The organism is Streptomyces sp. A3M-1-3 (assembly GCF_024213665.1).
GTDB lineage: Bacteria > Actinomycetota > Actinomycetes > Streptomycetales > Streptomycetaceae > Streptomyces.
In genome coordinates this window covers 21,479-42,221 of sequence record NZ_JANAVP010000039.1, presented here as the reverse complement: position 1 = coordinate 42,221, position 20,743 = coordinate 21,479, and the positions used below count along the sequence as shown (strand labels likewise).

Annotated in this window: 22 protein-coding genes; 6 read left to right on the top strand and 16 right to left on the bottom strand. The window is 70.6% G+C overall.

Annotated features, from left to right (window positions below; all coding sequences use genetic code 11):
* Window positions 1–4: 4 nt before the first annotated feature.
* From NLX86_RS30920 to cseC, 4 genes are read left to right on the top strand one after another with little or no spacing between them, the layout of a single operon-like run.
* Window positions 5–565, top strand: a complete 561-nt coding sequence (locus NLX86_RS30920; RefSeq protein WP_254375124.1) for a SigE family RNA polymerase sigma factor — start codon at window positions 5–7, stop codon at window positions 563–565.
* Window positions 553–1,191 carry a hypothetical protein gene (locus tag NLX86_RS30915; protein ID WP_254375123.1) on the top strand — a complete coding sequence of 213 codons (639 nt, stop codon included), beginning with the start codon at window positions 553–555 and terminating at the stop codon, window positions 1,189–1,191. Before NLX86_RS30920 ends, NLX86_RS30915 begins: the two co-directional genes overlap by 13 nt.
* A gap of 9 nt (window positions 1,192–1,200) precedes the next feature.
* On the top strand, window positions 1,201–1,902 hold the full coding sequence (gene cseB, locus NLX86_RS30910; RefSeq protein ID WP_254375122.1) for a two-component system response regulator CseB: 702 nt from the start codon (window positions 1,201–1,203) through the stop codon (window positions 1,900–1,902).
* The gene (gene cseC, locus NLX86_RS30905; protein ID WP_254375121.1) at window positions 1,899–3,209 is read left to right on the top strand and encodes a two-component system sensor histidine kinase CseC; all 1,311 of its coding nucleotides are present in this window, start codon (window positions 1,899–1,901) and stop codon (window positions 3,207–3,209) included. Before cseB ends, cseC begins: the two co-directional genes overlap by 4 nt.
* 52 nt (window positions 3,210–3,261) lie before the next feature.
* On the opposite strand, the gene NLX86_RS30900 is transcribed toward cseC, so the two are convergent.
* The 4 genes from NLX86_RS30900 to NLX86_RS30885 form a co-directional block, all read right to left on the bottom strand.
* Window positions 3,262–3,612 (bottom strand): VOC family protein, encoded by a 351-nt coding sequence (locus tag NLX86_RS30900; protein WP_254375144.1) that lies wholly within the window; start codon window positions 3,610–3,612, stop codon window positions 3,262–3,264.
* Between the two features lie 153 nt (window positions 3,613–3,765).
* Complete coding sequence (locus NLX86_RS30895; protein WP_254375120.1) at window positions 3,766–4,488, bottom strand: M23 family metallopeptidase; 723 nt, start codon at window positions 4,486–4,488, stop codon at window positions 3,766–3,768.
* 570 nt (window positions 4,489–5,058) lie between these two features.
* Window positions 5,059–5,430, bottom strand: a complete 372-nt coding sequence (locus tag NLX86_RS30890) for a hypothetical protein (protein ID WP_254375119.1) — start codon at window positions 5,428–5,430, stop codon at window positions 5,059–5,061.
* A 125-nt stretch (window positions 5,431–5,555) separates the two neighbouring features.
* Window positions 5,556–8,084 (bottom strand): ATP-dependent Clp protease ATP-binding subunit, encoded by a 2,529-nt coding sequence (locus NLX86_RS30885; RefSeq protein WP_254375118.1) that lies wholly within the window; start codon window positions 8,082–8,084, stop codon window positions 5,556–5,558.
* A 436-nt stretch (window positions 8,085–8,520) separates the two neighbouring features.
* On the opposite strand from NLX86_RS30885, the gene NLX86_RS30880 reads away from it, so the two are divergent.
* The gene (locus NLX86_RS30880; RefSeq protein ID WP_254375117.1) at window positions 8,521–9,108 is read left to right on the top strand and encodes an SCO3374 family protein; all 588 of its coding nucleotides are present in this window, start codon (window positions 8,521–8,523) and stop codon (window positions 9,106–9,108) included.
* Here NLX86_RS30880 and NLX86_RS30875 read toward each other — a convergent pair.
* The 10 genes from NLX86_RS30875 to NLX86_RS30830 all read right to left on the bottom strand — a co-directional run bounded on the left by NLX86_RS30875 (window position 9,087) and on the right by NLX86_RS30830 (window position 17,119).
* The gene (locus NLX86_RS30875) at window positions 9,087–9,425 is read right to left on the bottom strand and encodes an Lsr2 family protein (protein ID WP_254375116.1); all 339 of its coding nucleotides are present in this window, start codon (window positions 9,423–9,425) and stop codon (window positions 9,087–9,089) included. The two genes, NLX86_RS30880 and NLX86_RS30875, sit on opposite strands and share 22 nt — an antisense overlap.
* Window positions 9,426–9,589: 164 nt before the next feature.
* A complete protein-coding gene (locus NLX86_RS30870) occupies window positions 9,590–10,132 on the bottom strand; it encodes an amino-acid N-acetyltransferase (RefSeq protein ID WP_254375115.1) in 543 nt (180 codons plus the stop codon).
* The gene (locus NLX86_RS30865; RefSeq protein WP_254375114.1) at window positions 10,129–10,536 is read right to left on the bottom strand and encodes a BlaI/MecI/CopY family transcriptional regulator; all 408 of its coding nucleotides are present in this window, start codon (window positions 10,534–10,536) and stop codon (window positions 10,129–10,131) included. The genes NLX86_RS30870 and NLX86_RS30865 overlap by 4 nt, the downstream gene beginning before the upstream one ends.
* A 115-nt stretch (window positions 10,537–10,651) precedes the next feature.
* Window positions 10,652–10,834, bottom strand: a complete 183-nt coding sequence (locus tag NLX86_RS30860) for a hypothetical protein (RefSeq protein ID WP_254375113.1) — start codon at window positions 10,832–10,834, stop codon at window positions 10,652–10,654.
* A 13-nt stretch (window positions 10,835–10,847) separates the two neighbouring features.
* The gene (locus tag NLX86_RS30855) at window positions 10,848–11,474 is read right to left on the bottom strand and encodes a hypothetical protein (RefSeq protein WP_254375112.1); all 627 of its coding nucleotides are present in this window, start codon (window positions 11,472–11,474) and stop codon (window positions 10,848–10,850) included.
* 110 nt (window positions 11,475–11,584) lie between these two features.
* On the bottom strand, window positions 11,585–12,391 hold the full coding sequence (locus NLX86_RS30850) for a type III pantothenate kinase (protein ID WP_254375111.1): 807 nt from the start codon (window positions 12,389–12,391) through the stop codon (window positions 11,585–11,587).
* A complete protein-coding gene (nadC, locus tag NLX86_RS30845) occupies window positions 12,391–13,377 on the bottom strand; it encodes a carboxylating nicotinate-nucleotide diphosphorylase (RefSeq protein WP_254375110.1) in 987 nt (328 codons plus the stop codon). Before nadC ends, NLX86_RS30850 begins: the two co-directional genes overlap by 1 nt.
* A gap of 6 nt (window positions 13,378–13,383) precedes the next feature.
* On the bottom strand, window positions 13,384–15,147 hold the full coding sequence (locus NLX86_RS30840; RefSeq protein WP_254375109.1) for an L-aspartate oxidase: 1,764 nt from the start codon (window positions 15,145–15,147) through the stop codon (window positions 13,384–13,386).
* A complete protein-coding gene (gene panC / locus NLX86_RS30835; RefSeq protein ID WP_254375143.1) occupies window positions 15,144–16,151 on the bottom strand; it encodes a pantoate--beta-alanine ligase in 1,008 nt (335 codons plus the stop codon). Before panC ends, NLX86_RS30840 begins: the two co-directional genes overlap by 4 nt.
* A gap of 56 nt (window positions 16,152–16,207) precedes the next feature.
* Window positions 16,208–17,119, bottom strand: a complete 912-nt coding sequence (locus NLX86_RS30830; RefSeq protein WP_254375108.1) for a Rossmann-like and DUF2520 domain-containing protein — start codon at window positions 17,117–17,119, stop codon at window positions 16,208–16,210.
* 134 nt (window positions 17,120–17,253) lie between these two features.
* Between NLX86_RS30830 and NLX86_RS30825 the strand changes: the two genes are divergently transcribed.
* Complete coding sequence (locus NLX86_RS30825; protein ID WP_254375107.1) at window positions 17,254–18,426, top strand: low specificity L-threonine aldolase; 1,173 nt, start codon at window positions 17,254–17,256, stop codon at window positions 18,424–18,426.
* A 369-nt stretch (window positions 18,427–18,795) separates the two neighbouring features.
* Here the strand turns inward: NLX86_RS30825 and NLX86_RS30820 are convergent, their stop codons facing one another.
* Window positions 18,796–19,470, bottom strand: coding sequence for a response regulator transcription factor (locus tag NLX86_RS30820; RefSeq protein ID WP_254375106.1), 675 nt, complete (start codon window positions 19,468–19,470; stop codon window positions 18,796–18,798).
* A 40-nt stretch (window positions 19,471–19,510) separates the two neighbouring features.
* Entirely contained in the window at window positions 19,511–20,710 is a 1,200-nt protein-coding gene (locus NLX86_RS30815) for a sensor histidine kinase (RefSeq protein ID WP_254375105.1), read from the bottom strand.
* Window positions 20,711–20,743 lie beyond the last annotated feature (33 nt).

The following is a 20,743-nucleotide window of genomic DNA, read 5'->3' as shown; positions in this document are numbered from 1 at the left end:
GAAAATGGCGCACGGCGAGGTGCTCGAGTTCGAGGAGTACGTACGGACCCGGCAGGACGCGCTGCTGCGCAGTGCCCGTCGTCTGGTCCCGGACCCCGTCGACGCCCAGGACCTGCTGCAGACCGCGCTCGCCCGTACGTACGGCCGCTGGGACGGCATAGCGGACAAGTCCCTGGCCGACGCCTACCTCCGACGGGTGATGATCAACACCCGCACCGAGTGGTGGCGCGCCCGCAAGCTCGAAGAGGTCCCCACCGAGCAGCTGCCCGACGCGAGCGTCGAGGACGGCACCGAGCAGCGCGCCGACCGCGCCCTTCTGATGGACATCCTCGGCGTGCTGGCGCCCAAGCAGCGCAGCGTGGTCGTGCTGCGACACTGGGAGCAGATGAGCACCGAGGAGACCGCTGCGGCGCTCGGTATGTCGGCAGGTACGGTGAAGAGCACGCTGCACCGGGCGCTGGCCCGGCTCCGCCAGGAGCTGGAGAGCCGCGACCTGGATGCGCGGGCGCTGGAGCGCGGTGAACACGCCGCGCGGAACGAGGGGCGGGAGCGGTGCGCGGCCTAGACAGAGCCTCACGGGCGGCGACGGGCACGGCAGCGGCCGGCCTCGCCGCCGCCGGCCTGTTGGTGGCGGGCTGCTCCACGGGCGGTGCCGGGGTGCGCGACGAGGGGGCGGCGCGTTCCGGCCAGGTGGCGAAGGTCGCGCCCACCACGACGCCGTCCTCCGAGGCTCTGCAGATGGTCGACGCGGTGTCGCTGGTGAAGAACGACCCGGAGGTCAGCGAGGCGGTCAAGCGCGATCTGAAGCCCTGTGTCGCCGACGAGTACCCGGTCGACGTCTCGTACGGCAAGATCACCGCGAACGGGGTCAACGACGTCGTGGTCAACGTCCTGTCGTGCGCGGACGCGGTGGGCGTGGGCACGTACGTATATCGCGCCGAGGGCGAAACGTACGAGAACGTCTTTGCGGCCGAGGAGCCGCCGGTCTACGCGGAGATCGACCGGGGCGACCTGGTGCTCACCAAGCAGGTGTACGCCAAAGGCGACTCGGTGGCCTTCCCGTCCGGCGAGGACATCATCACGTACCGCTGGTCGGGGGAGAAGTTCACCGAGGTCGACCGGGTGCACAACGACTACAGCAACGCGGTCGACGGCGGCGCGCAGCCGCCCGCCGCGCCGTCGGAGGACTGAGAGCAGCCGATGGCCGAGACTCATGTGCTTTTCGTCGAGGACGACGACGTCATCCGTGAGGCCACCCAGCTGGCGCTGGAGCGGGACGGCTTCCGGGTGACCGCGATGCCGGACGGGCTGTCGGGCCTGGAGGCGTTCCGCTCGAACCGGCCGGACATCGCGCTGCTGGATGTGATGGTGCCGGGCCTGGACGGGGTCAGCCTGTGCCGCCGGATCCGGGACGAGTCGACCGTTCCGGTGATCATGCTGTCCGCGCGCGCCGACTCGATCGACGTGGTGCTGGGCCTGGAGGCCGGCGCCGACGACTACGTGACCAAGCCCTTCGACGGCGCCGTGCTGGTGGCCCGCATCCGGGCCGTGCTGCGCCGCTTCGGACACGCGGGCGGGCCCGGCGGGCAGCGCGACACGGACGGCCAGGGCGAGAGCGGGCCGCTGTCCTTCGGCGACCTGGAGGTCGACACGGAGGGCATGGAGGTACGCAAGGGCGGCGCGCCGGTGGCGCTCACACCGACCGAGATGCGGCTGCTGCTGGAGTTCTCCGCGGCGCCGGGCACCGTGCTCTCCCGCGACCGGCTGCTGGAGCGGGTGTGGGACTACGGGTGGGGCGGTGACACCCGGGTCGTGGACGTCCATGTGCAGCGGCTGCGCACCAAGATCGGCCAGGATCGGATCGAGACGGTCCGCGGCTTCGGCTACAAGTTGAAGGCATGAAGCGGTTCGCCCTGCGCACGGGTATCCGCTGGAAGATCAGCTTCGCGATCGCCGCGGTCGGCGCGCTGATCACCGTGGCCCTCAGCCTGGTCGTGCACAACGCCGCGCGTGTCTCGATGCTCGACAACGCCCGTGACGTGCAGCTGGAGCGGGTGCAGTTCATCGCCCGTAACTCGGAGGCGGCGAAGAAGCCGCCGCTCGGCGCCAAACTGAACGATCCCGAGCTGCCCGGGGCGCTCAGGGACAAGGCCACGTCGGGCCGCCGCGGCACGTACGTACAGGAGCACGACAGCGGTGCGCCCGACGTGTGGGCCGCCGTGCCGCTGGGCAACGGGCAGGTCCTGTCGCTGCACACCCGCTTCACCGACAGCGCGAACGTGATGAAGGACCTGGACCGGGCGCTGGTCATCGGATCTGTCGCGGTCGTCTTCGCCGGCTCCGCGCTCGGCGTGCTCATCGGCGGCCAGATCTCCCGCCGGCTGCGCAAGGCGGCCACCGCGGCGGGCAAGGTCGCCCAGGGCGACCCGGACGTACGCGTACGGGACGCGGTCGGCGGCGTCGTACGCGACGAGACGAACGACCTCGCACGCGCCGTGGACGCCATGGCGGACGCCCTTCAGCAGCGCCTGGAGGCGGAGCGGCGGGTCACCGCGGACATCGCGCACGAGCTGCGCACGCCGGTGACCGGGCTGCTGACGGCGGCGGAACTGCTGCCGCCGGGGCGGCCCACCGAGCTGGTCCGGGACCGGGCGCAGGCGATGCGGGTGCTGGTCGAGGACGTACTGGAGGTGGCGCGGCTGGACAGCGCCTCCGAGCGGGCCGAGCTCCAGGAGGTCGCGCTCGGCGAATTCGTCAGCCGCCGGGTGCGGACGATGGACCCGGACGCGGTCGTGCGCGTGGTGCACGAGTCGTGGGTCAGCACCGATCCGCGGCGGCTGGAGCGCATCCTCGGCAATCTGCTGGCCAATGCCGCCAAGCACGGCAAGCCGCCGGTCGAGGTCACCGTGGAGGGCCGGGTGGTACGCGTACGTGATCATGGGCCCGGGTTCCCCGAGGCGCTGCTGCGCGAGGGGCCGAGCCGGTTCCGCACGGGCAGCAGCGACCGCGCGGGCGTCGGCCACGGGCTGGGCCTGACCATCGCCACGGGCCAGGCGCGCGTCCTGGGGGCGCGCCTGACCTTCCGCAACGCCGCCCGCCCGGAGAGTGACACGGCGCCGGGCGCCGGCGGCGCGATCGCGGTGCTGTGGCTGCCCGAGCACGCACCGACGACCACCGGAAGCTTCCCGGTCGTACGGCTGCCGGAATAGGAGGGTGTCCGGCCGATCATGCCGGACACACCCTGGCCGCTCGCAGCTCTCGTCAGCAGGCCCAGTCCTTGTCGAAGTCGAGGTCGCCCCCCTCGCGCTGCTGGGTGAAGGAGAACCAGTTCCCCGAGTCGTCGCGGAAGATCGCCTCGGTTCCGTACGGCCGCTCCTGCGGCTCCTGGAGGAACTGCACCCCGCGCGCCTTGAGCTTCTCGTAGTCGCCGTGGATGTCGTCGGTGGCCAGCACCCCGGCGCCGAGGACGCCCTTGGAGACCAGCGTCTTCATCGCCTCCGCCGACTCCGGGTCGTACACCGCCTTGAAGGCCCGGACGAAGTGGTAGCGGGAGTAGCCCGCGTGCGCGGCGACCGCGTCCAGGTCGAGCGGCTCGGCCCAGTCGCGGTCCATCGCGTCCTTGGCGAGCCGCAGCTGCTTGAGATGAGCCAGATGCGTCACGTATTCGATGCCGGCACGAGGCACTGACAAAACGCCGAAGGCGACTTCGAGGACAAGCGCAAGGCTGTCCTCGAAGTCGCCATCGAACAATCGGTCAACCGATCGTCAGAGCTGAACGCCGGCGCTGCGCAGGAACGCGACCGGGTTGACCGCCGAGCCGTAGTTCGGGGTCGTACGGATCTCGAAGTGCAGGTGCGGGCCGCTGGAGTTTCCGGTGTTGCCGGAGAGCGCGATCTGCTGGTTCGTCTTGACCTTCTGGCCGATGCTCACCTTGATCTTCGACAGGTGCGCGTACTGCGAGTACTTGCCGTTGGAGTGCTTGATCACCACGGCGTTGCCGTACGCGGGACCGTCGCCGCCACCGTTCGGGCCGGCCTTGACCACGGTGCCGGAGCCCGCGGCCTTCACCGAGGTGCCGACCGGAACCGCGTAGTCCTGGCCGGAGTGCTTCTGCGACCACATGTTGCCGCCGAGGCCGAAGCTGGCGCTCAGGGTGTACTTGGCGACCGGGTTGGTCCAGGCGGGGTTGGCCGCCTTCTTCTTGGCCTTCTTGGCCTTCTTGGCCAGTGCGGCCTTCTTGACCTCGGCGGCCTTCTTGGCCTGCGCCGCCTGCTTGGCGACCGCGGCGGCCTTGGCCTGCGCCTCGGCCTGCGCGGCGATGGAGGCGGCCGGCGCGGCCAGGACGTTCGAGGAGGCGACCGCGTCATCGGCGAACGCGACGCCCGCCCCGAGCACCACCGAGGCACCCATGCCCGCGGCCAGGACGGCGGCACGAGTGCGGAGGGCGGACGGGCGGCGGGTGCTGAGGGAAAGGGTGCGCTTCGACATACGGGGAGAACCTCCGGGCATGAATGGACCCGGCACGCATGCCGGGCTGGCCTCACATTGGTAACCCGTGCTCCCCGTCGGGCTCAAACCCCCCTATTACTACCAAAGTTCGTAGAAGTCCCCTGGGCATAAAGAACTGTTGACACCCAAATCCACCCAATTCGGACGCCATGATTTCATGCCGCGGAGGGGGTTTAACCGCAGCTCGCGGCCCGCGTATCCGGATATCTACGTAAGGATCCGGACTCTTCGCCCGCGTCGGCACAGAAGCCCCACACCACCCCGACTGAGGCCCCCCGCCGCACCGCGCACGACCTCCTAGTCCGCCTAGTACCGCCCAAAACGCCTGTGCGCCTTGTCACCGCGGGCCCGCTCCGGAAAGCCCGGATTCGAGACCGGGGTCACACGGATCCTCACTAAGCCGAGCCTCGAAACGGGACCGTTTCGGGGGGACAGGCGCCGACTGCATCCCATACTTGATGCTCGTCCTGGACGGATGACGGTAGGTCTCGCACCGGACGCGCCGCTGCGCACGCTCGACCTCGTACGGACCGGCACGCCGGAGACCGGCTACCGGGACATCGGCCGCTGGGCCGGCCTGGAGGGTCTGCGCCTGGGCAGGGACAGCAGTCCCCGGACGGCTGTCGACTGGCAGGACCTCGCGGAGGCACAGACCCTCCAGCTGCTGGAGGTGGCCGCGCAGTCGCTGGACACCCACCCGGGCGGCGCACTCTTCCCCCAGGTCAGGGAACTGGAGCTCTCGTACCAGGGGGCCAGGTCCCCGACCTCCGGCGCGTCCCGGAGCTCACGCAGCTGCGTATCTCGGCCGGGGCCGGCGGCCGGGTCGACCTCGGACCACTGGGTGATCTGGCCCGGCTGGAGCGTGTCTACGTCCCCGGCGCTGCCGGGTCGGCGGAGGGTGCCGACCGGCTTCCGATCCATGTCCGGATCCTCCACACCTGGGGGGTCTCGGGGCCCACGGCAGTCTGAGGGCACACGGCAAAGGGGCGGCCCCCGGAAACCTTGGTTTCCGGGGGCCGCCCCTTTGCTCATGCAGGCCGCGAGTGTTACGCGTCCTTGCTCAGGTTGGGGCCGGCGCTGCCGCCCGTCGCCTGCTCGATCGGCGGGACGTCCGGCAGGGCCGACTTCTCCTCGCCACGGAAGGTGAACTTCCGCTCGTCCCCCTCGCCCTCGGTGTCCACAACCACGATGTGACCGGGGCGCAGCTCGCCGAAGAGGATCTTCTCCGACAGCACGTCCTCGATCTCCCGCTGGATCGTCCGGCGCAGCGGCCGGGCGCCCATGACCGGGTCGTAGCCCTTCTTGGCGAGGAGCGACTTGGCGTCCGCGCTGAGCTCGAGGCCCATGTCGCGATCTTTCAGACGCTCGTCCACCTTGGCGATCATGAGGTCGACGATCTGGATGATGTCTTCCTCGGTGAGCTGGTGGAAGACCACGGTGTCGTCGACACGGTTGAGGAACTCCGGCCGGAAGTGCTGCTTGAGCTCCTCGTTGACCTTGTTCTTCATCCGGTCGTAGTTCGACTTGGTGTCGCCCTGGGCGGCGAAGCCCAGGTTGAAGCCCTTCGAGATGTCCCGGGTCCCAAGGTTGGTCGTCATGATGATGACCGTGTTCTTGAAGTCCACGACGCGGCCCTGGGAGTCGGTCAGGCGACCGTCCTCCAGGATCTGCAGAAGGGAATTGAAGATATCGGGGTGGGCCTTCTCGACCTCGTCGAAGAGGACGACGGAGAACGGCTTCCGGCGCACCTTCTCGGTGAGCTGGCCGCCCTCTTCGTAACCCACGTATCCGGGGGGAGAACCGAAGAGACGGGACACCGTGTGCTTCTCGCTGAACTCCGACATGTCGAGGGAGATCAGCGCGTCCTCGTCGCCGAAGAGGAATTCGGCGAGCGTCTTGGAGAGCTCGGTCTTACCGACACCGGACGGGCCGGCGAAGATGAACGAGCCACCGGGGCGCTTCGGGTCCTTCAGGCCCGCTCGCGTACGGCGGATCGCCTGCGACAGGGCCTTGATGGCGTCCTTCTGGCCGATGACGCGCTTGTGGAGCTCGTCCTCCATGCGCAGCAGCCGGGACGACTCCTCCTCGGTGAGCTTGAAGACCGGAATGCCGGTGGCGGTCGCGAGGACCTCGGCAATCAGCTCCTCGTCCACCTCGGCGACGACGTCCATGTCGCCGGCCTTCCACTCCTTCTCGCGCTTGGTCTTGCCAGCGAGGAGCTGCTTCTCCTTGTCGCGGAGGGAAGCCGCCTTCTCGAAGTCCTGCGAGTCGATCGCGGACTCCTTGTCCCGGCGGACACCGGCGATCTTCTCGTCGAACTCGCGGAGGTCCGGCGGCGCGGTCATCCGGCGGATGCGCATCCGGGAGCCGGCCTCGTCGATCAGGTCGATCGCCTTGTCCGGCAGGAAGCGGTCGGAGATGTACCGGTCGGCGAGCGTCGCTGCGGCGACCAGCGCGGAGTCCGTGATGGACACCCGGTGGTGCGCCTCGTAGCGGTCGCGCAAACCCTTCAGGATCTCGATCGTGTGCGGCAGCGACGGCTCCGCGACCTGGATCGGCTGGAAGCGGCGCTCGAGGGCCGCGTCCTTCTCCAGGTGCTTGCGGTACTCGTCGAGCGTCGTGGCACCGATGGTCTGCAGCTCACCGCGGGCCAGCATCGGCTTCAGGATGCTGGCGGCGTCGATCGCGCCCTCGGCGGCGCCCGCACCCACGAGGGTGTGGAGCTCGTCGATGAACAGGATGATGTCGCCGCGGGTGCGGATCTCCTTCAGGACCTTCTTCAGGCGCTCCTCGAAGTCACCGCGGTAGCGGGATCCGGCGACGAGCGCACCGAGGTCGAGGGTGTAGAGGTGCTTGTCCTTGAGGGTCTCGGGCACCTCGCCCTTGACGATGGCCTGGGCCAGTCCCTCGACGACCGCCGTCTTTCCGACGCCGGGCTCGCCGATCAGGACCGGGTTGTTCTTCGTACGGCGGGACAGCACCTGCATGACCCGCTCGATCTCCTTCTCGCGCCCGATGACCGGGTCGAGCTTGGATTCGCGGGCAGCCTGGGTCAGGTTGCGGCCGAACTGGTCCAGGACGAGCGAGGTCGAGGGGGTTCCCTCGGCCGGGCCGCCGGCCGTGGCGGCCTCCTTGCCCTGGTAGCCGGAGAGCAGCTGGATGACCTGCTGCCGCACCCGGTTCAGATCGGCGCCCAGCTTCACGAGGACCTGGGCGGCGACGCCCTCGCCCTCGCGGATCAGGCCGAGCAGGATGTGCTCCGTGCCGATGTAGTTGTGGCCGAGCTGAAGGGCCTCGCGGAGCGAGAGCTCCAGGACCTTCTTTGCACGAGGGGTGAAGGGGATGTGCCCGGACGGGGCCTGCTGCCCCTGCCCGATGATCTCCTCCACCTGCTGGCGGACCGCCTCGAGCGAAATCCCGAGGCTCTCCAGGGCCTTAGCGGCGACACCCTCACCCTCGTGGATAAGGCCCAGGAGGATGTGCTCGGTGCCGATGTAGTTGTGGTTGAGCATCCGGGCTTCTTCCTGAGCCAGGACGACAACCCGCCGCGCGCGGTCGGTGAACCTCTCGAACATCGTTAATCGCTCCTCAGAGCGGTCGGGCAGTGAGAGGGGCGTGTCCCCTCCCCGCAGTCCTTCCGCATGCTAGTCCCGCAAGACGGGACAGCTCATTCCAACTGCCGACACCCGTCCTTGGCCTCCTGCCCCGAACAGTCGACAACTGCTCCAACCTGATGGTGCGAGACGATGTTCCCGCAGGCCAGGCAGATACCCGTGCCATCAGTACGCCGATGGCGAACGTGAGACCGCCAGAACTGCGTGTCGCCCCTTCCCACTAGGAATGTCTTACCCGTAAGCACTGACACTCCATGCCGCTTTCCCCGGTTCCCTCCGCTACGGGCGAACACACTTGCGCCCCCGAAAGCGTTGACGCGCTTCCGATGCCACCACGGAAAGCGATCACGAGCCGACTCTGCGTAACTCATCGGCGTTCGCGGGAGTTGCTCCGGGCGTGGCCCCGACTGTCCCGCTCCCCCGTGCGCCGCTCGACGGCATCGCGCACTGGTACGAGCGCGAGCTCGGCTGGGCGGTCGCCGGCGGGGTCCCGGTGGAGCTGCTGACCGGGCTGCGCTTCGACGTACTGGAGCTGCCGGCCGACGCGGGCCACGCGGTACTGCGGCGCATCGCGGCCACCGGTCCGGTGGCGCTCACGGGTGGGGTCCCCCATGCCGAAGGCAAGGGGAGGATGCGGCTGCTGGTGGCCGCGGGGAGCGCGGACGAGCTGGACGGGCTGCTCGACTGGCTCGACTGGGGCGGAATCGCCCTCGATCTGACCGCGACGGGTGCGGGCGGCCGGATCACCGCCCCGGCGCCGCCCGGATTTCCAGGGGCGGGCTCGCGGGGGGCCGCCAGGTGGCTGCGGCCCCCCGAGCCGGGGTGCGAGGCAAGACTTCCGGCCATTGCCCCAATGGGACACGGGGCCGGACTCGGGGACATTGGGGGTGCCCCCGATCTCGTACGGCTGGTGGACGCGGCGGCGACGGAATGCCACCGTGCCCGGCTGTCGCGTACAACTACTCAGGCGTTGGCCTTCTCGTAGGCCTCGCGGATCTCGGCGGGAACCCGGCCGCGGTCGTTGACGCTGTAGTTGTTGGCCTTCGCCCACGCACGGATCTCCGCGGTGTCCTTGCCGCCACCAGCGGCGACCGCACGACCCTTGCCGCGGCCGGTCGCGGCACGACCGCCGGTACGCCGTCCGCTCTTGGTGTACGGCTCGAGGAGGCCACGGAGCTTGTCCGCGTTGGCGGTGGTGAGGTCGATCTCGTAGGTCTTGCCGTCCAGCGCGAACGTCACGGTCTCGTCCGCCTCGACACCGTCGAGGTCATCGACAAGAAGGACCTGAACCTTCTGTGCCACCGGATTTCCTTTCATCGAAAATGCAGTACGCGGAAAGGAAACCGCTTTTGCCTGGAAAACACAAACCCCCGGCAGAGGTTCAGGACCTCAACAGCGCGGGAAACGTACGCGATTCGGACATAGGCCCCGCGGAGCGGCAGCGTCCGGGAATAGCGGGCGGGCGATCACAGGTGCAGAAGCATCCGACTGTTGCCCAAGGTGTTCGGCTTCACTCGTTCGAGACCGAGGAACTCGGCGACGCCCTCGTCGGACGAACGCAGCAGCTCGCTGTAGACATCTCCGTCGACCGGAGTCTCTCCGATCTGGACGAAGCCGTACTTCGCAAAGAAGTCCACTTCGAAGGTGAGGCAGAATACCCGGCGCACACCGAGCCAGCGCGCCGTCTGCAAGAGCTTGGCCAGCACCTGGTGCCCCACTCCGGCGCCCCGGAACTCTCGGTCGACGGCGAGAGTGCGTACTTCTGCCAGGTCCTCCCACATCACATGCAGGGCGCCGCAGCCGACCACCCGGGCATCCTCGACCCGTTCCGCGACCCAGAACTCCTGGATGTCCTCGTAAAGCGTGACCGTCGCTTTGTCGAGCAGGATCCGATCGCGAACGTAGGAGTCCAGGAGTCGCCGAACCGTCGGCACATCGCTCGTCCGCGCCCGGCGGATGGTGACGGCTTTTGCGTTTGCACGGGGAACGTGAGGATGTGCAGGGGTCATGTCGGGACGCTATCGTCCCCTGCTTCGGCGTCGGCTTCGGGGTCGTCGCGTTGAACCACGCGCACCGCGTCGCGGAGCGCTTCTCGCTGTTCGGCCGACATCATGCCGAAGAAGGCGACCAGGGCTGCGGCGGGGTTGTCACTCGTCGACCAGGCTTCGTTCATCAGTGCGGCCGAGTAGGCGGCTCGAGTGGAGACCGCCGTATATCGATAGGCGCGGCCTTCCGCTTCCCTCCGCACCCAGCCCTTCTGATGGAGATTGTCCATAACCGTCATGACGGTGGTGTACGCGATGGACCGTTCCTTCTGAAGGTCTTCCAGGACTTCCCGAACGGTGACCGGGCGGTTCCACTGCCACACCCGGGTCATGACGGCGTCTTCGAGTTCTCCCAAGGGGCGAGGCACACGAGAACGATAGTCGGAGATGTCCCGATTGGCTGGCTATTCGCACAACAAAATGGGCGTACGGCTCGAAATGAGCCGTACGCCGCACGGGTCGCTGCCGGGGTCGCAGCCGGGTTCAGGCGGTGCTGCCGGGCCGCGGCGCCTGCCGCACCGCCTCGGCCCGGGCGATGGCGGCGTCGACGGCCGCGTCCTCCTTGGCCTTGTTGGCGCCGCCCTGGCTCTTGACGATGGTCACGATCAGGCCGATGAAGAAGGCGGCCATCACCACGGGCGGCACGAGCGCGGATACGTAGTCCATGCCCTCAGGGTAGCTACCCGGCCGCGCGCGCCTGTGGTGGGGGCGTGGGCTTCCGGCGCGGCGGGAACACCTCGCCCGGCGTCGGGATGGGGCGGTCCGGCCGGGGCACTGAGGGCTGGGGGGCGGGCCTTTCCGGCGCGGGCTTCTCCGGCTTCCGCTCCTCCTTGCCGCCCGGGAGGGCGAGCAGCCGGGTACGCGGCGCGGGGGCTGTGTGGGCGGGCGCCTGGGCGGTACGGCCGGCCAGCCTGGCCCGTAGGGACTGCTCCGCCAGCGCCTGGCAGCGGTTCAGCAGGGCCGCGCCGACCGGGTTGCCGCGCAGCGCGCGGAGTGCGGCGAGGTCGTCGGGGCTCGGGAGGTAGCCGGCGGCGAGGGCGTCCTGGAGCAGCTCCAGATATCCGGCCACGGTGCCGGGCAGGGCGGCCCGGTAGCGGCCGAGATCCGCGAGCAGGAACGCCCGGAGCCGGCCGCCTTCGCGGACCGCTTCGTCCACGGAGTCCGCGAGGCGCAGGCAGTCCTGGACGTCCTCGTCCGTCAGGGGCGTGGAGTCGGAGTGGAGGGCATGGGCGAGGGCGCGCCGGAGCACACGCAGCTCATCTGCGCTGAACGCCATGCCGCCACGGGAACCGTATGGCGTGGGCATGGACCGACAATACGCGCTAATCGGACAAAGTCTGCTCACCGTCAATCACCCGGCGTGGTGGTACGCCTCCCGCGCGCACGAGGTCGGGGACCCAGGGCGAGGCGGCCGCGTCAGAACGACGTGATGTTGCGTTCGTAGACCAGGCGGAGCCCGATCAGCGTCAGCCACGGCTCGTGCTCGTCGATCACCGACGCCTCGCCCAGCACCATCGGCGCGAGCCCGCCCGTCGCGATGACCGTGACGTCGTCCGGATCTCCGTCCGGACCCGCCAGTTCCCTGGCCATCCGGCTGACCACTCCGTCGACCTGTCCGGCGAAGCCGTACAGGATGCCGGACTGCATCGCCTCGACCGTGTTCTTGCCGATCACGCTGCGCGGCCGGGCCAGTTCGATCTTGCGGAGCTGTGCGCCCTTGACGCCGAGCGCCTCGACCGAGATCTCGATGCCCGGCGCGATGACGCCGCCCGCGTACTCGCCACGGGCCGACACCGCGTCGAACGTCGTCGCCGTACCGAAGTCCACGACGATCGCCGGGCCGCCGTATAGCTCGACCGCCGCGACCGCGTTGATGATGCGGTCGGCGCCGACCTCCTTGGGGTTGTCCATGAGGACCGGGACACCGGTCTTGACGCCGGGCTCGACCAGGACGGCCGGCACATCGCCGTAGTACCGGCGGGTGACCTCGCGCAGCTCGTGCAGGACCGAGGGGACGGTCGCGCAGATCGCGATGCCCTCGATGCCGTCGCCGAGCTCTACGCCGAGCAGCGGGTGCATGCCCATCAGGCCCTGGAGGAGCACGGCCAGCTCGTCCGCCGTGCGGCGGGCATCGGTGGAGATGCGCCAGTGCTCGACGATCTCGTCGCCGTCGAAGAGGCCGAGGACGGTGTGGGTGTTGCCGACGTCGATGGTGAGCAGCATCAGGCTTCGACCTCACGCAGGTCGAGGCCGATGTCGAGGATCGGGGAGGAGTGGGTGAGGCCGCCGACCGCGAGGTAGTCGACACCCGTCTCGGCGTACGCGCGGGCCGTGTCCAGCGTCAGCCGGCCCGAGGACTCCAGGACGGCCCTTCCGGCGACGGCCTTGACCGCTTCCGCGGTCTGCGTCGGGGTGAAGTTGTCCAGCAGGATCAGGTCCGCGCCCGCCTCCAGCACCTCGCCGACCTGGGCGAGGGTGTCTGCCTCGACCTCGATCGGAACGTCCGGGAAGGCCTTGCGTACGGCGTTGAAGGCTTCGGCCACACCGCCCGCGGCGACCACGTGGTTGTCCTTGACCAGGGCGGCGTCGGACAGCGACATGCGGTGGTTGACGCCGCCGCCGCAGCGCACCGCGTACTTCTCCAGCGCGCGCAGGCCGGGCGTCGTCTTACGGGTGTCGCGGACCTTCGCCTTGGTGCCTTCGAGTACGTCGGCCCAGGCGCGGGTGGCGGTCGCGATGCCCGACAGCCGGCACAGGATGTTGAGCGCGCTGCGCTCACCGGTGAGCAGGTCGCGGGTGCGGGTCGTGACGGACAGCAGCTTCTGTCCGGCCTCGACACGGTCGCCGTCCTCGACGTGCCGCTCCACCTCGAACGCGTCGGTGCAGACCAGGGAGAGCACCGCCTCGGCGATGCGCAGGCCCGCGACCGTGCCGGCCTCGCGCGCGGTGAAGTCGGCGGTGGCGACGGCGTCCTCGGGGACGGTCGCGACGGTCGTCACGTCCTCGCCCCCGTCGAGGTCCTCCGAGATCGCCATGTGCGCGATGTCCTCGACGAGTACGGGGTCCAGGCCCGCCTCGGCGAGGAGCTGGGCGAGGGCGGGGTCGAGGCCGCACTCCATCGGTTCGGCGTCGTACGCGTCGTCCGCGCCGCAGCCACAGGAGTCACCGCAGCCGGTCTGGACGAGGGGAAGGTCGTTCGGGGTGGACACGGTCGGTCACTGCTCCTGGGGACGGGCGGCGGGATGGACGGTGGACGGGACAGCCGGGATGGGCTCGGCGGGAGGGACCGCTGGGTGGGCTTGAGTGGGGGGAAATACAGCGGTGTCGGTGCGGCGGATCACCAGGGCCCGCTTCTCGCTCCTGGAGAGTCGCACGACGAGATGGCGGTGCCAGTTCACGTCGTCGCGGTCCGGGTGGTCCTCGCGCCAGTGGCAGCCGCGCGTCTCCTCGCGTTCCAGGGCCGCGGCGACCAGGACGCGGGCCACGCACAGGAGGTTGGTGGCCTCCCAGGTGTCGACTCCCGGCTCGCCGGTCTTGCCGTGCGTCTCCAGGTCGTACAGCGCGGAGAGGTACAGCGCTTCGAGGCCGTCGGCCGCGTCCGCGAGGCTCTGCGCGGAGCGCAGTACGCCCGCGCCCCCGGTCATGATGCGCTGGACCTCGATACGCGTCTCGGGGGCGAGCAGCGGGCCGGTGGCCGGTACCGGAATGCCGGGGCCGCCGGCCTCGGGCAGGTGCTCCGCGATGTCCTCGGCGATGCGCTCGGCGAAGACCAGGCCCTCCAGCAGCGAGTTGGAGGCGAGCCGGTTCGCGCCGTGGACGCCCGTGCAGGCGACCTCGCCGCACGCGTACAGGCCGGGGACCGTGCTGCGGCCGCGCAGGTCGGTCCGTACGCCGCCGCTGGCGTAGTGCGCGGCGGGAGCGACCGGGATCGGCTCGGTCACCGGGTCGATGCCGTGGGTGCGGCAGGCGGCGAGGATGGTGGGGAAGCGGTGCTCCCACATCTCGGCGCCGAAGTGGCGGGCGTCCAGGTACATGTGCCGGGCGCCCTGTTCCTGCATGCGGCGCATGATGGCCTTCGCCACGATGTCCCGGGGAGCAAGCTCCGCCAGCTCGTGCTGCCCGAGCATGAAGCGCACCCCGTCCGCATCGACGAGGTACGCGCCTTCTCCCCGCACCGCCTCGGAGACCAGCGGCTGCTGGCCCTCCGCGTCCGGGCCGAGGAACAGCACGGTCGGGTGGAACTGGACGAACTCCAGGTCGGAGACCTCGGCCCCGGCGCGCAGCGCGAGGGCCACGCCGTCGCCCGTGGACACCGAGGGGTTGGTGGTGGCGGAGAAGACCTGGCCCATGCCGCCGGTCGCCAGGATCACCGCGGGGGCGTGCACCGCGCCGACCCCGTCGTGCTGGCCCTCGCCCATGACGTGCAGGGTGACGCCTGCCGTACGGCCTTCGGCGTCGGTGAGGAGATCGAGCACGAGGGCGTTCTCGACGGTCTCGATGCGGGAGGCGTGCACGGCCTGGACCAGGGCGCGGGAGATTTCGGCGCCGGTCGCGTCGCCGCCCGCGTGCGCGATGCGGCGGCGGTGGTGCCCGCCCTCGCGGGTCAGCTCTATCTCGCCGGTCGCGGCGGAGGTGTCGAAGACGGCGCCGGTGGCGATCAGCCGCCGTACCGCGTCGGGGCCTTCGGTGACGAGCGTCCGTACGGCCTCCTCGTCGCACAGCCCCGCGCCCGCGACGAGCGTGTCGTCCAGGTGCTGGCCCGGGGTGTCGCCCTCGCCGAGGGCGGCCGCGATACCGCCCTGCGCCCAGCGGGTGGAGCCGTCGTCGAGGCGGGCCTTGGTGACGACCACCGTCTTACGGCCCGCCGCGGCGCAGCGCAGGGCGGCAGTGAGCCCCGCGACACCGGAGCCGACGACCACGACGTCGGCGGCGATCGCCCAGCCGGGGGCGGGGGCGTGCAGGCGTATACCGGTGGTCACTTGGGCTCTCCACTGTGTCGGTTCGGGGAAAAGGCCAGCGGGAGATTGTCGATCAGGCGGGTCGTGCCCACCTTTGCGGCCACGGCGAGGATCGCGTCGCCGGTGTGGTCGTCGGGGACCTCGGTGAAGTCGGCGGGGTCCACGAGCGCCAGGTAGTCCAGGGCGAGCGGCGGCTGCGCCCGGGCGGCCTCGTCCAGTACGGCCCGTGCGGCGGCGCGAACCGCTGTGGGCAGTCCGTCCGCGGCCCGGGCTATGGCATGGGCGTCCGCGGAGGCGCGGGCCTCCCCGAGCTTGGCCAGCGCGGCGGCGCGCTCGTCGGTGGCGGGCACGGATTCGGCGCGGGCGCGCAGCGCCTCCTGCGCGGCGAGCCGGTCACGGCCCGCGAACAGGGCGCGGGAGAGGGCGAGGGCCGTGTGCCGCTCGGCGGTTGAGAGGTAGCGGTTGCGGCTGGACAGCGCGAGGCCGTCGGGCTCCCGGACGGTGGGTACGCCGACGATCTCGACCGGGAAGTTGAGGTCCTGGGCCATACGCCGGATCAGGGCGAGCTGCTGGGCATCCTTCTGACCGAAGAAGGCCAGGTCGGGGCGGGTGAGGTGGAGCAGCTTCGCGACGACCGTGAGCATGCCGTCGAAGTGGCCGGGCCGGGTGGCTCCTTCGAGGCGCTCACCCATCGGGCCCGAGCTGAGCCGGACTTGTGGGGCGCCGCCCGGGTAGACCTCGTCGACGGAGGGCGCGAACACGGCGCTCGCGCCCGCCTCCTCGGCGATCTTGACGTCGGCGTCGATGGTGCGGGGGTAGCGGTCGAGGTCCTCGTTGGCCCCGAACTGGAGGGGGTTGACGAAGACGGTGACGACGACGAAGCCGTCGTTGCCGACGCGTTCCCTGGCGGCACGGATCAGGCTCGCATGACCCTCGTGCAGGGCGCCCATGGTCATGACGACGGCGTTGCGGCCGGGCTCGCCGTAAGGGGAGAGGGCGTATTCGAGGTCGTCGCGGGTGGGGATCAGCTCGAACCCCCCGCGCCGGGGCACGACCGCGTCGCGGGCGAACGGCCTGGGGCTCACCGGTCGCCTCCTTCTGCCAGTACGCCGAGCAGGTCCTCGGCCAGCTCCGGCTTGAGCAGGCCGTGTGCGAGCGCGCGGTCCGCGGTGGTGCGGGCCATCGCCAGGTAGCCGGCCACAGCCTGCGGCGCGTGCTTGCGCAGCTCCGCGACATGGGCGGCGACGGTACCGGCGTCGCCTCTGGCGACGGGTCCCGTCAGGGCAGCGTCCCCCGACCGCAGGGCGTTGTCGAGGGCCGCGCCGAGCAGCGGGCCGAGCATCCGGTCGGGAGCTTCCACCCCGGCCGTACGCAGCAGCTCCATCGACTGGGCGACCAGGGTGACGAGATGGTTCGCGCCGAGCGCGAGGGCCGCGTGGTAGAGCGGACGGGCCTCCTCCTCGATCCACTCGGGCTCGCCGCCCATCTCGATGACCAGCGCCTCGGCCGCGAGCCGCAGCTCCTCGGGGGCGGTGACACCGAACGAGCAGCCGGCCAGCCGCTGGACGTCGACGGCGGTGCCGGTGAACGTCATCGCGGGGTGCAGGGCGAGCGGCAGGCCGCCGGCCCGTCGGGCGGGGGCGAGGACGGCCGTACCGTACCGCCCGGAGGTGTGCACCAGCAGCTGCCCCGGCCGCACCGCCCCGGTCTCGGCGAGCCCCTCGACGAGACCCGGCAGCGCGTCGTCGGGGACGGTGAGCAGCACCAGTTCGGCTCGCTCGAGAACCTGGGCGGGTGTGACAACCGGGACATCGGGGAGCAGCGTCGCGGCCCTGCGGAGCGATGCGTCGGAGACGCCCGAGACGGCGACGGGCCGGTGCCCCGCGAGCTGAAGCGAAGCGGCGAGGGCAGGGCCGACCCTGCCTGCTCCGACCACGCCGACGGTCAGACGGGCGGGGCGGTCCCGAGGGTCCGCTGGTGGGGATGCGTTCACGCGCGACGGCCTTCCGTTCCAGTCCGCGGGGGGTACCGGACGATTCTTCGTCATGCTACGCCAGCGTCACTCCGCGCCCTTCAGTTGTCCACAGGCTGTGGGCAGGGCGGCGGCGCGTGGGCGATGATCGACGGATGGCGGATACGGCAGGTACGGCGACGGATGTGACGAACGAGCCGGACGAGCAGCACCGGCGGCGGCGCAGGATCGCCGCCTGGCGCGGGTCGAAGCGGCTGCTGTGGCGCGCCTCCGCCGACGCGACGATCGGCGCACAGTTGGCCGCGCTTGCGGCGGACGCCGGCTCCGTGCTCGACGTCGACGAGGGGGTCGACCTGTACGGCCTCGGGGTGGTCGCGGAGCTGGAGCGGCGGGTCGCCGACCTGCTGGACCTTCAGGCCGCGGCGTTCTTCCCGACCGGGACGATGGCCCAGCAGGTGGCGCTGCGCTGCTGGGCGGGGCGTACCGGAAACCCGCTCGTCGCGCTGCACCCGCTGGCCCATCCGGAGCTGCACGAAGGGGATGCCCTCTCCGTCGTCAGCGGGCTGCGGACCGTATATCCGACGTCCGGGCCGCGGCTGCCGACCGCACAGGAGGTGCGGGCCTGCCACGAGCCGTTCGGGACGCTGATGCTGGAGCTGCCACTGCGGGAGGCGGGCTTCGTGCTGCCGTCGTGGGACGAGCTGACCGAGGTGGTGGAGGCCGCCCGGGAACGCGATGCGGTGGTGCACTTCGACGGCGCACGGCTGTGGGAGTGCGCCCCCCACTTCGGCCGTACGCTCCCCGAGATCGCGGGCCTCGCGGACAGCGTGTACGTGTCCTTCTACAAGTCGCTCGACGGTATGTCCGGCGCGGTGCTCGCAGGCTCGGAGTCGCTGGTCGACGAGGCGCGGGTGTGGCGTCACCGGTACGGCGGCCAGCTCTTCCAGCAGTACCCGGCGGTGCTGAGCGCGCTGCTCGGCATGGAGCGGGAGCTGCCCCGGCTGCCGTCGTACGTCGCTCACGCGAAGGTGGTCGCCGCCGCCCTTCGGGACGGCTTCCGGGAGGCCGGGGTGCCGTGGTTCCGGGTGCACCCGCAGGTGCCGCACACGCACCAGTTCCAGATGTGGCTACCGTACGAGGCGGACGCACTGGACGAGGCGTCGGTGCGGCAGGCGGAGGAGACGGGCGTGACCCTCTTCCGCCGCTGGTTCCCGGACACCCCGCCCGGCCTGTCGGTCACCGAGGTAACGGTGACGGCGCCCGGCCTGGAGTGGACGCCGGCCGAAGTGAAGGCGGCGGTGGCGGACTTCGTCACGCGCCTTGCCTAGGGCCTTTCCGGTCGATCAGGCCGGATAAGGGAGCGGGGTCTGGTGCCGTGGATCGCAAGGCGGAGGAGGCCGTGACATCAGTCGCTGCCGCGACGGGCGACGCGGTGGGGGAGGTAGCTGGGGGAGGTAGCTGGGGGACGTCGGCGACCGACGACAACGCGGCGAGGCGCGGCCCGCCGCGGAGCGGCTGATGTCACCGCGGGCACGCGAGCCCGGCATGATCGGCCGGACAGGACCTAGCCGGCGGGCCGCGTCGGCTGGGGGCCGACTCACGCGGGCCGACGCGGCCCGCACCCCGCGCCCGGCCCCGGCCATGGGCGGACCGCACCATGGGCGTGAGTGTGATCAGGCAAGCGGTCGGGCAAGCGCTCAGACCCCGCCGCTGCCCGCCCGGACCAGGCCCGTCTCGTACGCCAGGACCACCACCTGCACCCGGTCGCGCAGGCCCAGCTTGGTCAGGATGCGGCCGACGTGCGTCTTGACCGTCGCCTCCGACAGCACCAGCCGGGCCGCGATCTCGCCGTTCGACAGGCCCTGCGCGACCAGCAGCATGACCTCGCGCTCGCGTTCCGTCAGCCGCTCGATCTCCTTGTGATGCGGCTCCTTGTCGCTGCTCGGCAGCATCGGCGCGAACCGGTTCAGCAGCCGCCGCGTCGTCGACGGCGCGACCACCGCGTCTCCGCTGTGCACCGCGCGGATCGCGCCGAGCAGTTCACCCGGCGGCACATCCTTGAGCATGAAGCCGCTCGCGCCCGCCTTCAGGCCGGAGAAGGCGTACTCGTCGAGGTCGAACGTCGTCAGGATGATGACCTTCGGGTGGACCTCCTGCCCGCAGATGCGGCGGGTCGCCTCCACCCCGTCCAGCTTCGGCATACGTACATCCATCAGCACGACGTCGACCGCCGTCGACCGCAGCACCTCGATCGCCTCGACGCCGTCACCCGCCTCCGCGACGACTTCCATGTCGGGCTGGGCGGCCAGCACCATACGGAAACCGGTGCGCAGCAGCACCTGGTCGTCGACGAGCATCATGCGGATCGACATGTGTCGTCCCTTTCCTAGTTCCTGTGCGCGGATACGGGCATCAGTGGGCCGGTTTCAGGGGGAGCAGCGCACTGATCCGGAAGCCGCCGCCCGGCCGCGGGCCCGCGTCCAGCGTGCCCCCCACCATGCCGACGCGTTCGCGCATGCCGATGAGGCCGTGGCCGCGCCCGTCGGCGCCGCCGTCCTCGTACATCTCGTGCGCGGCACCCCGTCCGTCGTCCTCCACGAGGAGACCGAGCCCGTCGTCGAAGTAGACGAGCCGGACACTCGCGCCGACGTCGGGACCGCCGTGCTTGCGGGTGTTGGTGAGGGCCTCCTGCACGATGCGGTACGCGGTCAGCTCCACGCCGCTCGGCAGCGGCCGCGGTGTCCCCTCGACCTTGAAGTCCACCGCCAGACCGGCCGTCCGTACCTGCTCGACCAGGTCCTCGATCTGCTCGACATCGGGCTGCGGTACGTACTCGCCGCCCTCCTTCGGTTCGCCGGTGCGCAGCACGCCCAGCAGGCGGCGCATCTCGGCGAGGGCCTGCCGGCCCGTGCTGGAGATCGTCTCCAGCGCCTGCCTGGCCTGGTCGGGCGCGGCGTCCATGACGTACGCCGCGCCGTCCGCCTGCACCACCATCACCGAGACGTTGTGCGCGACGACGTCGTGCAGTTCGCGGGCGATACGGGCCCGCTCGGCGGCGACCGCCACCTTGGCCTGCGCCTCACGCTCCTGCTCCAGGCTGGCGTTGCGCGCCTCGAGCTGCGCGAAGTACGCACGGCGGGTGCGCATCGAATCGCCCAGAACCCAGGCGAGGGCAAACGGAACAATCATGATCGATATGAAGAAGATCCGGCCGAGGAGGCTCATGTTCGGCTCCGGCCAGCGCAGCTGCGCGAGCGGCGCCGCGCACAGGCCGCCGATCAGGGCGAACCGGGACACCCAGCGCCGGGCGTCGGTCGCGGCGACCGTGTAGATGATGACGAGCATCGCCCAGTCGGCGGGATTGATCTCGACGTTCAGCGCGAGCTGCGCCACGCCCGCGGCCACCGCGAGGCCGAGCATCCACTCCGGCGCGCGGCGGCGCAGCGCGACCACGGTGCACAGTGCGAGGACGATGGGGATGGCGGCGTACATCGGCACTGGGGCCATCGACGCGTGGACGACCCACAGCATGGAGAACCCGAGGAGCGTCACAGCCCAGAAGCTGTCGACACTCGTCGGGTGCCTGCGAATGAAGTCGTAGAGGCGTTGCACGTAACCCAGCGTAGGGACAGCGAATAGGTGCAG